The 12,900-nt window shown below is 73.2% G+C and carries 12 protein-coding genes; 9 read left to right on the top strand and 3 right to left on the bottom strand.

What is annotated here, in order from left to right:
- Positions 1–83 precede the first annotated feature (83 nt).
- Positions 84–770 carry a GntR family transcriptional regulator gene (locus ACIBKY_RS45705; protein ID WP_397107319.1) on the top strand — a complete coding sequence of 229 codons (687 nt, stop codon included), beginning with the start codon at positions 84–86 and terminating at the stop codon, positions 768–770.
- Positions 771–826: 56 nt separating this feature from the next.
- Here ACIBKY_RS45705 and ACIBKY_RS45700 read toward each other — a convergent pair whose 3' ends face one another.
- Both ACIBKY_RS45700 and ACIBKY_RS45695 read right to left on the bottom strand, forming a co-directional pair.
- Positions 827–1,651 (bottom strand): SDR family NAD(P)-dependent oxidoreductase, encoded by an 825-nt coding sequence (locus ACIBKY_RS45700; protein ID WP_397107317.1) that lies wholly within the window; start codon positions 1,649–1,651, stop codon positions 827–829.
- Positions 1,648–2,640: a methyltransferase dimerization domain-containing protein gene (locus ACIBKY_RS45695; RefSeq protein ID WP_397107315.1), complete on the bottom strand. Its 993-nt coding sequence runs from the start codon at positions 2,638–2,640 to the stop codon at positions 1,648–1,650. Before ACIBKY_RS45695 ends, ACIBKY_RS45700 begins: the two co-directional genes overlap by 4 nt.
- Before the next feature lie 95 nt (positions 2,641–2,735).
- On the opposite strand from ACIBKY_RS45695, the gene ACIBKY_RS45690 reads away from it, so the two are divergent.
- Complete coding sequence (locus tag ACIBKY_RS45690; RefSeq protein ID WP_397107313.1) at positions 2,736–3,713, top strand: aldo/keto reductase; 978 nt, start codon at positions 2,736–2,738, stop codon at positions 3,711–3,713.
- On the opposite strand, the gene ACIBKY_RS45685 is transcribed toward ACIBKY_RS45690, so the two are convergent.
- Positions 3,710–5,038, bottom strand: a complete 1,329-nt coding sequence (locus ACIBKY_RS45685; RefSeq protein WP_397107311.1) for an amidohydrolase — start codon at positions 5,036–5,038, stop codon at positions 3,710–3,712. The two genes, ACIBKY_RS45690 and ACIBKY_RS45685, sit on opposite strands and share 4 nt — an antisense overlap.
- Before the next feature lie 113 nt (positions 5,039–5,151).
- Between ACIBKY_RS45685 and ACIBKY_RS45680 the strand changes: the two genes are divergently transcribed.
- The 7 genes from ACIBKY_RS45680 to ACIBKY_RS45650 are packed head-to-tail and all read left to right on the top strand — an operon-like array spanning position 5,152 to position 12,801.
- On the top strand, positions 5,152–6,099 hold the full coding sequence (locus ACIBKY_RS45680) for an alpha/beta hydrolase (RefSeq protein WP_397107309.1): 948 nt from the start codon (positions 5,152–5,154) through the stop codon (positions 6,097–6,099).
- Positions 6,096–6,941 (top strand): ATP-binding cassette domain-containing protein, encoded by an 846-nt coding sequence (locus ACIBKY_RS45675; RefSeq protein WP_397107307.1) that lies wholly within the window; start codon positions 6,096–6,098, stop codon positions 6,939–6,941. Before ACIBKY_RS45680 ends, ACIBKY_RS45675 begins: the two co-directional genes overlap by 4 nt.
- Positions 6,938–8,656, top strand: a complete 1,719-nt coding sequence (locus tag ACIBKY_RS45670) for an ATP-binding cassette domain-containing protein (RefSeq protein ID WP_397107305.1) — start codon at positions 6,938–6,940, stop codon at positions 8,654–8,656. Before ACIBKY_RS45675 ends, ACIBKY_RS45670 begins: the two co-directional genes overlap by 4 nt.
- A 24-nt stretch (positions 8,657–8,680) precedes the next feature.
- Entirely contained in the window at positions 8,681–9,832 is a 1,152-nt protein-coding gene (locus ACIBKY_RS45665; protein ID WP_397107303.1) for an ABC transporter substrate-binding protein, read from the top strand.
- A 3-nt stretch (positions 9,833–9,835) separates the two neighbouring features.
- On the top strand, positions 9,836–10,708 hold the full coding sequence (locus tag ACIBKY_RS45660; RefSeq protein WP_397107301.1) for a branched-chain amino acid ABC transporter permease: 873 nt from the start codon (positions 9,836–9,838) through the stop codon (positions 10,706–10,708).
- 15 nt (positions 10,709–10,723) lie between these two features.
- Positions 10,724–11,833, top strand: a complete 1,110-nt coding sequence (locus ACIBKY_RS45655) for a zinc-binding dehydrogenase (protein WP_397107299.1) — start codon at positions 10,724–10,726, stop codon at positions 11,831–11,833.
- Between the two features lie 11 nt (positions 11,834–11,844).
- On the top strand, positions 11,845–12,801 hold the full coding sequence (locus ACIBKY_RS45650) for an aldo/keto reductase (protein ID WP_397107297.1): 957 nt from the start codon (positions 11,845–11,847) through the stop codon (positions 12,799–12,801).
- Positions 12,802–12,900 lie beyond the last annotated feature (99 nt).

Genomic DNA, 12,900 nt, shown 5'->3' with positions numbered 1-12,900 from the left:
GATCTCCACGTGAGGGGGATCTCGACGTGAGGGGGATCTCGACGTGAGGGGGATCTCGACGTGAGGGGAATGAGGAAAGAGCGGTGAGTACCGCGAAGGGGTCCACGCGGGCCAATGCGTCCAAGGCCGAGATCAGCTACGAGCTGCTGCGCTCGCGCATCCTCGACGGCACCTACGGTCCCGGCTACCGGCTGGTGATGGACCAGCTCGCCCGCGAGACCGGGGTCAGCACCATCCCGCTGCGCGAAGCCGTACGGCGGTTGCAGTCCGACGGGCTGGTCGAGGTGGTGCGCAACATCGGCGCCCGGGTGGCCGTCTTCGACGCCGCCCAGGTCGAGCACGCGCTGCAGGTGCTGGCCCGGCTGGAGGGGTACGCCACGGCCATCTCGGCGCCGCTCATGACCCCGGAGCAGCTCGCGCGCGCCCGCGCGGTCAACGACCGGATGGTCGAGGCGCTGGAGGAGTTCGACCCGGTGTCGTTCACCGCGCTGAACAGGGAGTTCCACTTCGCCATCTACGCGCAGTGCCCCGACGAGCACCTGCTGGCGCTGCTGGAGGCGGAGTGGGCCAGACTGGACCACATGCGGCGCTCGACGTTCAGCCACGTGCCGGGGCGGGCACGCCGTTCCGTGGAGGAGCACGAGCACATGCTCGACCTGATCCAGACGGGAGCGCAGGCCCAGGAGATCGAGCGGGTGGCCTGCGCCCACAAGATCGCCACCGCCGACGCCCTCCACAAGGCCCAGGCCAAACACCTCAAGAACGGCTAGGTGTTCTGTCCTGGAGGTTGGAAGGCCCACGACACGTCGGCGAACAGGCGGCCGGTTCAGGTGAGGAGCTGGCCGCCGTCCACCTGGATGACGGTGCCGGTGATGTGGCGGGCGGCGGGCGAGGCGAGGAAGACGACCAGCGGCGTGATGTCGCCGGTCCCGGCGATCCTGCCGAGCGGGATGCGCGACTCCCAGGCGGCGCGGGCCGCCGGGTCGGACATGAGACCGGCCGTCATCGGGGTCAGCACCGGGCCGGGCGCGACCCCGTTGGCCCTGATCCCGTGGGGGGCGAGTTCCAGGGCGGCGGTCCTGGTCAGGGCGTCCACGGCGGCCTTGGTGGCCTCGTAGTGTCCCAGGCCGGCGGTGGGCTGGCGGGCGCCGATCGAGCTGATGTTGACGACGCAGCCGCCGCGCCCGGCCGCGATCATGCCGGCGGCGACCGCCCGGGTGACGGTGAACGTGCCGCGCAGGTTGACCGCGACGACCCGGTCGAAGACCTCCAGCGGCAGCTCCACCAGCGGACCGCCACCGGCGACGACCCCGGCGTTGTTGACCAGGACGTCGATCGTGTCCCCCACGCGGGCCAGCGCGGCGTCCACCGACGCCGCGTCGGTGACGTCCATGGTCACCGGAACGGCCCCGATCTCGGCGGCGGCTTTCTCGCCCGCCTCCCCGTCCACGTCGGCGATCACCACCCGGTCCCCCGCCCGCGCGAACGCCCGGGCCACCGCCTTCCCGATCCCGCCGGCCCCGCCGGTGACCAGCACCAGCCGTCCCGCGCGATCCTGCCCGCCCGAGGAGCCCGTGGCGCTCGTGGAACCCGAAGCGCTTGGGCCCTGATCCGGCTCGCCGGGCGCTGCGGGCCCGTCGTGCGGGCTCATCGGGCGTACGCCACGATCACGCGAGGGCAGCCGGGCAGGCACAGGGTCTGGCCGGGTTCCCAGCCCGCCTCGGTGAGCCAGCCGCGTACCTCGTCCTCGGGATAGACCGTCGTGCCGTCGATGACCAGGTACTCGGCCGCGTGCAGGGCGTCCACGACCCGCTGCACGGGGTCGGCGTCAAGGAAGAAGTCCAGCAGGAGCAGCGTGGCGCCGGGCGAGGCGAGTTCGCGGGCGCGTTCGGCGTAGCGGATGTTGCGTTCCGGGCCGAAGCGGTGCACGACGTGCTCCAGCAGGACGAGGTCGTAGCCGGTGGTCAGGTCCGCGGCGAACGGGTCGGCGGCGGCCAGTTCCGCGCGGTCGCCGACGCCCGCCTCGTCCAGCGTCCGCTTCGCGAAGGCGGCCAGGTCGCCCTCGGCGCAGAACGTGCCGCGCAGTTCCGGAGCCGCGGTCATGGCCTGGGCCAGGAACGCCCCGGACAACCCGCCGAGGTCCAGGGCGCGGCGGTGCGGGGTGAAGTCGTAGTGCGCGGCGAGCGTCCTGGCGTGCAGGGAGTTGTAGGTCATGACGCCGGTGAGGAACACCTCCATCCGCTCGCCTTCCAGGTCAAGCGGTGCGGGCTCCCCCGTACGGGCGCTGGCGCCGAAGCCCAGCCAGTGCGGGTAGCTGATGGCCTCCAGGAAGGTGAGGAAGGGGCGCAGGTCGAGCTCCCCCGCGGCGCCGGTCAGGTGGCGGTCGGTGGCGGGCGTGTTGGTGTAGACGCCGCCGGTCCGGGTGAGCAGGCCGAGGCCGGACATGGCGTCGGCGAGGATGCGCACGGTCCGCTCCGGCAGGCCGGTACGGCGGGCCAGGTCGGGCGCGCTCGCCGGGCCGGTGGCCAGGGCGGCGAACAGCCCGAGCTCTCCCGCCGCGAAGAGCTGTTTGGCGGCCATGTATCCGGTGGCCACCTCCACGATGCGCGCCGCGCCGCTGCTGTCCTGGTAAAGCGACATGTGACACCCCTTCAGGAGCGAACAGTATCGGGAATGCTATACGATTCTTGCGCGTGGCCGCCAGGCCCGTCGTCGCTCGGCTCAGGAGGTGTGCGGTGCGATACCCCGGTGCGGTGCCCAGGCGCAGGCTCGGCGTACGGGGGCCCTTGGTCCCCATGGCCGGGCTCGGCTCGTGGAACACCTGGGATCGGATGGAGTTCGGCGCGGCGGTCGAGCTGATCGGCGCCGCCGTACGCCATGGGGCGAGTTTGTTCGACGTCGCCCACTACAACGCCGGGCCGCACGCCGAGGACGCGACCACCGACGTCATCTTCGGCAAGGCGGTCAGGGAGGCGGGGATCGCGCGCGAGGAGTACACGCTGTGCGGGAAGCTCTGGTTGTGGGACTACCCCGCCAGCTCCTTCGCCGCGCAGATCGAGACGTCGCTGGAGCGGATCGGCACCGACCGGGCCGACCTCGTGGTCGTCGGCGACTTCCTGGGTGAGCTCGACCTGCGCGCGGTGCTGACCGACGTGTCGGAGCTGGTGCGGGCGGGGCGGTTCGCGGCCTGGGGGGTCAACAACTGGGCGGCGCGCGATCTCGGGCGGGCGTGCGCGCTGGCGGCGGCCGAGGGGTTCACGCCGCCGTCGTTCGCCCAGCTCAAGTACAGTCTGGCCCGGCGCTCGGTGCCCGAGGGCCTGCCGTACGGCCGGCTGCTGTCGCAGGCGGGGCTGGGGCTGCAGGCCTCCGACGTGTTCGAGGGCGGCATCCTGGCGGGCCGGCTGCACCCGCGGCGCAAGATCGGCGCGGACCCGGGCGGCATCCGGGAGCGGATCCGCGCCTCGTTCCCGCTGGTCATGCGGGCCGCCGAGCGCTTCGGCGCCACCCCGGCGCAGCTGGCCGTCGCCTTCTGCTTCACGCACCCGGCGGTCGCGACCGTGTTGTTCGGGGCGAGCGGCCTGCGCCAGCTCGAGGAGAACCTGGGCGCGCTCACCCTTCTCGAACGGCACGGCCCCGAACTGCGCGAAGCCGTGGCCGAACTGTGGCTGGACCGCGGCGTGGTCGACCCCGAGGCCTCCTGGGGAACCGCCTAGGCCTGGTGCACGACGCGGCCGTCCACCATCGTCAGCGCGACGGGCACCCCGGGCAGCGCGGCCGGCTCGACCGCGCGCAGGTCGGCGCCGAGCACGCACAGGTCGGCCACCTTGCCCGTCTCCAGCGTGCCCTTCCAGTCCTGGGCGCCGTCCTGCCGGGCCGGGACGACGGTGTACGCGCGCAGCGCCTCCCCCATGGGCAGCCCCGCCTGGGCCACGCCCACCCGCCAGTCGGGCGTGAGCACGGGCGCGTCCGAACTGAGGCAGAGCCGTACCCCCGCCGCCAGCGCCTCGCGCAGGGGCCAGGCGCCCGCGAGCGCCTCCGGTCCCAGCGCGGCGGCCAGCATGTCCCCGGTGGCCACGGCGATCCCCGGCTGGGTGTTGAGCCCGATCCCCGAGCCGGCCATCGCGGCGAGTGTCCGCGGCGCGACCAGGTCGCCGTGGATGACGTAGTGGCGCCGGTCGCGGCCGTCGCGGGCGGCGGCGGCCCGCATGGCCTCGACCGCGGCGCGCACGGCCCTGCCACCGGTGGCGTGCACGCCGACCTGGTACCCGGCCGCGTGCGCCACGGCGATCATCTCGGTCAGCGCGGCCGCCCGGTCCTCGGGTGAGGAGCCTTCGACCAGGAGCCCGCCGTGGCCGCCGTGCGCGTACGGCTGGTCGGTCCACGCGGTGCCCATGGGCGGGATGCCGTCGGCGAAGATCTTGACCCCGGCCACGCGCAGCCACCCCGGCACCTCGGCGGGGGGCCGGAAGCCGCGCAGCCCCTCCCGCAGGTCCGCCAGGGTGCTGGGCCCGTCGAGCTCCCCGAACAACATCAGCGCGGTGACCCTGGCCGTGAGCCGCCCGTCCGCGGCCAGCCGCGCGTAGTCGCGCAGCGCCGCCGACCCGAAGCAGCCGGTACGGCCGGCGTCCTCCCCCGGCCCCAGCCCCGGCTCGGTGTAGCTGGTGACGCCGAGCGAGGCCAGCAGCCGCCCGGTGCGCAGGATGGCGGCGCGCCGCTGCCGTCCGTTCTCCAGCCGGACCGGCTCGCCGTCGTGCTCGCCGGCGGCCAGCCGGTCCATGAGCAGATCGGGCCACATCGCGCCGAGCCACACGCCGTGCAGGTGCGAGTCGTTGATGCCCGGCAGCACCGACCGCCCCCGCAGGTCGATCACCCGGGTGCCGGGTCCGATGAGCGGCGCGACCTCGCGGGCGGAGCCGGCGCGGGCGATGAGCCGGCCGCGTACCGCGAGCGCCTCGACGACACGATCTTCCTGGTCGAGCGTGTGCACCACCCCGCCCGTGAGCACCGTGCCGGCGGGCCGGGAACCGTTGCGCAACATCTTCCTCCCCACTCTGGACACCACTGCGTGGATGCCCATAACGTACACGGAATCAGATACGATTCGAGTTCTGGCCCCGGGTGCGTCTCTCACCCAGGCGAGCGGAGGTAGGCATGCCTTTGCATCCCGACGCGCAGGCGATCATCGACCGCACTCCCGCCGTAGAAGCAGGCCGGCCCGTCGTGCTGGACCCCCAGACCATGCGCGAGCAGTTCCGCACCACCTGGCGGCTGCCCGACATCCTGCCCGCGGTGCACCGGGTACGCGACACCGCGATCCCCGGCCCGGCCGGTGAGATCCCCGTGCGCGTCTACACCCCGGAGGGCACCGGGCCCTTTCCCGCCTTCGTGTGGTTCCACGGCGGCGGGTGGACGATCGGCAGCCTTGAGGAGAACGAGTACGCCTGCCGTACCGTCTGCGCGCAGGCGGGTGTCGTCGTGGTCTCGGTGGACTACCGGCTCGCGCCCGAGAACCCCTATCCGGCCGCGGCCGACGACTGCTTCGCGGCCGTGCGCTGGGTGCACGGGCACGGGGCGGAGATCTCGGCCGATCCGGAGAGGATCGCGGTCGGCGGGGAGAGCGCGGGCGGCAACCTGGCCGCAGTGGCCGCGCTGAAGGCCCGCGACCTGGGCGGACCGCGGCTGGGGCTGCAGGTGCTGGTCTCGCCGGTGCTCGGGCATCCCGACGACGGGCGCGCCTCCTACCGGGACTTCGCCGAGGGCTATTTCCTGTCCCGGGCGAGTATGGAGTGGTTTTTCACCCTTTATCCGCGTGATCCCACGAACCTGCGCGACCCCTACCTGCTGCCGCTGCGGGCCGAGGACCTGTCGGGTCTGGCCCCGGCGCTGGTGCTGGGAGCGGAGTACGACGTGCTGCGCGACGAGGGCGAGGACTACGCGGCCCGGCTGCGCGAGGCCGGGGTGCCGGTGGAGGTGGTCCGCTACGACGGGCTGATCCACGGCTTCTTCGGCCTGCTGGCCACCGAACTGCCCGCCGCGCGCGTGGCACACGACCGGGTCGTCCAGGCGCTGCGGGCGGCGTTCGGCGGAGGCACGCGGTGAGCGGCAGCGCCCCCGGCCCGGAACCCGGCACGGAAACGGCCCTCGACCCGGACCCGCACCGCGGTCCGGACGCGGCCTCCAACCCGGACCCGCAGCCCGGCCCGGACGCGGTCCTCAACCCGGACCCGCACGGCAGTCCGGACGCGGTCCTCAGGCTGGAGGCGGTCGGCGTCAACCGGGGCGAGGCCGAGATCGTCCACGAGGTCTCGCTGGAGGTCGGGCCCGGGACGGTGACCGTCGTCCTGGGCTCGAACGGGGCCGGGAAGACCACGCTCATGGACGGCATCGCCGGAGTCGCCCGGGTCTCCTCGGGCGCCATCCGGCTCGGCGGCAGCCCGATCGAGAAGCTGCCGGCCTACCGGCGGGCCCGCGCCGGCCTCGGCTACGTCGAGCAGTCACGCACCGTCTTCCGCACGCTCACCGTCGAGCAGAACCTGCTGGTCGCGCGTAGCGGGCAGGGCGAGCTCGGCCGCGTGTTCACGCTCTTCCCGGAGCTGGAGCGCCGCAGGAAACTGCAGGCCGGGCACCTGTCGGGCGGCGAGCAGCAGATGCTCGTGCTCGGCCGGGCGCTGGTCAGCGACCCGCGGGTCATGCTCATCGACGAGATGTCCATGGGCCTGGCGCCCGTGGTGGTGCGCCGGCTGATGGGCGCGGTGGGCGACATGGTCGGCCTCGGCATCTCGGTCCTGCTCATCGAGCAGTTCGCGGCGCTGGCGCTGGAGATCGGCACCCGCGCGTACGTGCTGCGCAAGGGACGGGTGGTCTACGACGGCTCGTGCGCGGAGCTGAGGCGGGACCCGGAGCTCCTGCACGAGTCCTACTTCGGGCCGGCGGCGGCATGAACCCGCGTGCCCTGGCGATCGGGCTCGGCCTGGCCGTGGCGGCCTGCGTCGCCGTACCCGCCCTGTTCTCCGCCCACTGGGTCTTCCTGGCGATCACCGCCATCGTCGTCTCGATCATCATGCAGAGCTACGGCGTGATCGTGGGCAGAGCCGGAATGATGTCGCTGTGCCAGATGTCGTTCGCGGCCATCGGCGCGTGGGTGGTGCTGAAGCTCAACCTGCACGACGCCCCCGGCGGGTTCCTGCTCTGGCTCGTGCTGGGCGGTCTCGCCGCGGTCCCGGTGGGCGTCCTGATCGGCCTGCCCGCGCTGCGCATCCGCGGCGTCAACCTGGCCGTGGTCACGTTCGGGTTCGCGGTCTCGACCGACATCGTGCTCAACGCCAACCAGTTCCCCGGAACCGGTGAGCTGAAGACGGTCGTGCGGCCCGCGCTGTTCTCCGGCGACCGGGCCTACTTCGTGCTCACGGTGATCGTCTTCTGCCTCATCGCGGTCGGGCTGAGCCTGTTCAACCGCACCCGGCTCGGCATGTCCTGGCTGGAGCTGAAGCACTCCGAGCGGGCGGCGGCCGCGCACGGTGTCTCGGTGGCGCGCAGCAAGCTCGCCGCGTTCGCCATCAGCGCGTTCGTCGCGGCCGTCGGCGGCGGGCTGATGGCCGGGCAGCTCGGCCTGGTGGTCGCGCAGAACTTCTCCATGGGACAGTCGCTGGCCTTCTTCGCGGTCGCGATCCTCATCGGGCCGCACCACGTGGACGGCGCGATCATGGGCGGCCTCTTCGGCGCGATCATGGCCACCATCCTGGAACGGCTCCACCTGCCGCAGGACCTGGGCGGCATGCTGTTCGGCGTCTTCGCCGTGCTCGCGCTGCGCTCCGGCGTGAGCCAGACCGACTTCGTCCAGGCGCGCAGGCGCGAGCGGGCGGCCCGGCCCCTGCTCGAAGGGCGCGGCGAGGTCCCCGAGGCGGTGCCGCCGGCGCCCGTGCCGCCGTCCGGTCCGCCGGGTCCCCCGCTGCTGGAGGTCAGCGGGCTCACCGTGCGCTTCGGCGAGGTCACCGCGCTGCACGAGGTGGACCTCACGGTGCCGGAAGGCACGGTGGCGGGTCTCATCGGGCCCAACGGGGCGGGCAAGAGCACGTTCATCGCCGCCGTGACCGGTTTCCTCGGCGGCTACCGGGGCTCGATCGTGCTCGCGGGCCGGCCGCTGGACGGCCTGCGGCCCGACGTCCGGGCCGGGCGCGGGCTGCGCCGTACCTTCCAGACCACGACGATCCCGGCCGAGCTGACCCAGTACGAGTACCTGACGATCGGGGCCGGGCGCCGCCTGGGCCGGGGCGAGGCCGGGGAACTGCTGGAGTTCTTCGGCTGCCCGCCGGCGGACGTGCCGGTGTCGCTGCTGGACGCCGGGACCCGGCGGCTGCTCGACGTGGCCGCCGCCGTCGCCGCCCGGCCCAAGGTGGCGCTGCTGGACGAGCCGGCGGCCGGTCAGTCGGGGGCGGAGTCGCTGCGCTTCGCGGCGCGGCTGGCCGAGGTGCCGGCCCGCTTCGGCGTCGCCGTCCTGCTGGTCGAGCACGACATGGAACTCGTCTCCGCGGCCTGCTCACACCTCACCGTCCTCGACTTCGGGCGGGTCATCGCCTCCGGCCCCACCAGGGACGTCATGGAGGACCCCGCCGTCGTCAACGCCTACCTCGGCATAGCGGCTGCCCCGCTGGCCTGATCTCCCTGAGGAGGAAGCACGCACATGCAGCTTTCACACAGGCTCGCCGCCGCGTTCGGGGCCGCGGCGCTCGCGCTGACCGGATGCGCCGCCGGCGGCGGCACCGACGGGCCCATCAAGGTCGGCTCGATCAACGGCATCACGGGCCAGTTCCAGGCGCCCGAGGTGCCCAAGGCCGTGCAGGCCGTCTTCGACGAGGTCAACGCGGCGGGCGGGATCGGCGGCCGCACGATCGAGTTCATCAGCAAGGACGACGCCATGAACCCGCAGCGCTCCACCGAGGCGGCCGTGGAACTGATCGAGTCGGAAGGCGTGGTGGCGCTCGTCGGCTCCTCCAGCGCCGTCGACTGCGGCCTGAACCGGGCCAAGTACGGCAGCGCCGGCATCGTCTCCATCCCGGCCGTCGGCGTCGACCCCGCCTGCTTCACCAGCCCGAACATCGCCCCCGTCAACCCGGGCCCCTACAAGCTCCTCACCGCCGCCCTGTACTTCCTGTCGCAGACCAAGAAGCACGAGAAGGTCTGCGCCTACCTGACGGTCCTGCCCGGCAGCGGCGACGGCATCGAGAACGCCATCAAGGAGTGGTCCACGGTCACCGGCAAGCAGCTGACCGTCAAGGAGACCTCCGTCGGGACGGGCGACCCGACCCCCTACCTGGTCAAGGCCAAGGAGGCGGGCTGCACGGGCATCGTCTACAACTCCCAGGTCGGCCCCTGGTTCGCCCAGGCCAAGACCCAGGGCATGACCGCCGTCGACTTCGCCATGCTGGCCAACAGCTACACCGACGCCAACGCCCAGGCGATCCCCGACGGGCTCAACGTGTACTCGGCCACCGAGTGGCAGCCCTACACCGACGAGAGCCTGCCGGGCAACGACAGATGGGCCAAGATCGTCGGTGCCAAGGGGATCCCGAAGACCGCCTTCAGCCAGGGGGCGGTCATGGCGGCCGACGTCTTCGTCCAGGTGCTCAAAGGCATCCGGGGGCCGATCACGCGCGAGTCGGTGACCAAGGCCTTCAAGGAGATGAAGCCGGTGGACTATCCCATGGTCGGCACGCCGTACGTGTTCGGGCCCGGCGACGCGCACAACCCGGTCGAGGGCGCCAGGTTCGTGAAGGCGGAGAACCGCGCGTGGCGGGTGCTGCCCGAGGGGTTCGTCGTCCCCGGCAAGGGCTGAGCGATGCTCAACTCCCTGATCGCCGGGCTGACGAGCGGCGGCGTGTACGCGCTGCTCGGGCTGTGCGTGGTGCTGACCTACCGGCTGGTCGCCGTGGTGAACTTCGCCATGGCGGCCACGGGGGCGGTGGGCGCGTACGTGATGGTCTCGCTGATAGGCGTGGGCGTGCACGGGGCGCTCGCGCTGGCCGCGGGGGTTGTGGCCGGCGCCGCGCTGTCGGCGCTCGTCGGCGCGGTGCTCGTGCGGTGGTTCGGCGAGCACAGCGAGCGGACCAAGGCGGCGGTGACCGTCGCGCTCTACGTGGCCGTCATGGCGATCGGGCTGCGCGTGTTCGGCGGCGCCACCACGGGCACCCGGCGCTTCCCCGCGCCGCTGGAGGGGCCCGCGTTCGTGCTGGGTGACGTCGTCGTGCCGGTCTCCACGCTGGTCTCCCTGGCCTTCGCCGCGCTCATCACCGCCGGGGTGGGGCTGTTGTTCAGCCGGACCCTGCTGGGCCTGCGGCTGCAGGCGCTGTCGGAGCGTCCCACGACCGCGCAGGTGGTCGGCATCGCCGTGCCGCGCCTGGCCATGGCGGTGTGGGCGGTGATCGGCGGGCTCAGCACGCTCGTCATCGTCCTGGTCGCGCCCCGGCTGGGCGGCGACTTCGCCACGCTCGGCAACCTCATCACGACCGCGCTGGCGGTGGCCATGGTGGGCGCCTTCCGCAGCCTGCCCATGACGCTGGCCGGCGGGCTGATCCTCGGGCTGCTGGAGGGCGCCGCCGTGTCGCTGAGCGGCCTTCAGGCCTACCGCGGCGTGGTGCCCTTCCTGGTGATCCTGGTGCTGCTGTGGTGGCGTAGCAGGAACGAAGTCTGGGACACCGCCCACACCCGCTGAGAAAGGACCCCGATCGTGCCTGCCCCGACCGCCACCCGCGCCGCCGTGCTCCGCGAGCATGGCGAGCCGCTGGTCATCGAGGAGCTCCCGCTGCCCGAGGAGGTGGAGCCGGGCGCGGCCGTGGTCAGGATCGGCTGCGCCACCCTGTGCGCCACCGACGTGCACATCTGGTCCGGGGCGATGTCCTGGCCCGGGATGCTGCCGATGGTGCTCGGCCACGAGATGTCGGGGACGGTCGCCGCCGCCGGTCCCGGCACCCTGGACGCGCTGGGCCGGCCGGTGCGGGCCGGGGACCGGATCGGCTGGTCGGAGTCGACGTGCGGGCACTGCCACGGCTGCACCGTGCTGCGTACTCCGGTCGCCTGCGCCCAGCGCGGGTACGGGTTCACGCAGCGCGCGGACGCGTGGCCGTACTCCACCTGCGGTCTGGCCGAGTACGCCTACGTCCGGCCGGGCGCGCTGAAGCTCCTGTTGCCCGACGACGTCCCCGACACCTGGGCGGCCGCCGCGGGCTGCGCCGTCAAGACCGTCGTCCACGCGTACGGCAGAGCCGGCGGCATCCGCCCCGGCGCCGCGGTCGTCGTCCAGGGCGCCGGCGCGCTGGGCCTGGTGGCCACGGCCATGGCCGCCGCCTCGGGGGCGGGCACCGTCATCACCGTCGGTGCCCCGGCGGCCCGGCTGGAGCTGGCCCGCGGCTTCGGCGCCGACGTCGTGATCGGCCTGGACGGCACGCCGCCCGAGCGCCTCGGCCAGGTGCTGGAGGCCACCGACGGGCGCGGCGCCGAACTCGTGCTCGACCTGGCCGGCGCGCCCGGAGTGGCCGCGGAGGCGGTGGACATGGCCGCCTGGGGCGGCACGTTCGTGGTCGTCGGCAGCACCGGCCCGCGCCCCGACCCGGTCCCCATGGGCACGGTCATGGGCAAGGAACTGAGTGTCCTCGGCTCGCTCAACGGCGACATCGGCGACTACCACCGCGCCCTGGAGTTTCTGCGCGCCTTCCGCGCGCGCTTCGACTGGAACGCCATGTTCGGCGCCCCCGCCGGGCTGGGCGCGGCCACCGGCGCGCTCCGGTCGATGTCGAGGCTCGACGAGGTCAAGGCCGTCATCCACCCGTGGCTACCGTGACGAGGAGTCCCATGCACACCGTTCCCCGCCGCACGATCGGCACGCACGGGCCCGAGGCCTCGGTCCTGTCCCTGGGCTCCTGGCACATCTACGACCGCATGGACTTCGCCGAGGCCGTCGCCATGGTGCGCCACGCCGTCGATCTGGGCGTCAACCTGTTCGACGTCGGCGTCTACGGCATGCCGGGGCACCCGCCGGTCTTCACCGACGTGCTGTTCTCGGCCATCGTGCGTGCCGCGGGCGTGGCCAGGGACGACTACCTGCTGTCGGAGAAGCTCTGGCTGGAGCGCTACCCCGAGCAGCCTTTGCGTGAGCAGCTTGAGCACGCGCTGTTCCGGGCCGGCGCCGACCGGGCCGACCTGGTGGTTCTCGGCGACGTCAGGCGCGCCGACCTCGACCTCGAACGGCTGGCCGGCGACCTGGCGGAGCTGGAGCGCGACGGGATCATCGGCTGCTGGGGCGTGAACAACTGGTCGGCCGGCACGATACGGACCATCCGCGGGCACGCCCTGGCCGCCGGCTCCCCCGGTCCGCAGCTCGCGCAGCTCAAGTACAGCCCGTGCCGCCGCTCGATTCCGGACGGCGGGCCGTTCGCGCCGCTGTTCGCCGAGGGCCTGTCGCTGCAGGCCTCCGACGTGATGGAGGGCGGCATCCTGGCGGGCAGGACCAGCCCCTCCCGGCAGGTCGGCCGCGACCCCGGCGGCGTCCGCGAGCAGATCGTCCGGGCCGCCCCCGCGCTCGCCGAGGCCGCCGCGGGCGTGGGGGCGACCGCGGCCCAGCTCTGCATCGCCTTCGCGCTGTCGCATCCCGCGACTTGCACGGTGCTGTTCGGCGCCAGCAGTACCCGGCAGCTCGTGTGCAACGTCGGCGCGCTGGCCGTGCTGGAACGCGTCGGCGCGCCAGGGATCAGGGAGCTCGTGGAGCCGTTCTGGGCCGACCGCGACGCGGTCGACCCAGAGGGTCCCTAGCCGTCTAGATGGTTGATTCCAAGGGCTGAGGTTCGTTAATCGGCTGCGGGCGTACAGCGAGGGTGTCCAAGCTCCGTTTGTGACGACAGAACTGAACAC

It is taken from the genome of Nonomuraea sp. NPDC050394, from assembly GCF_044459065.1.
In the GTDB taxonomy this organism is placed as follows: Bacteria; Actinomycetota; Actinomycetes; order Streptosporangiales; family Streptosporangiaceae; genus Nonomuraea.
The sequence above is the reverse complement of the archived record's forward strand: the minus strand, read 5'-3'. Positions and strand labels throughout refer to the sequence as shown.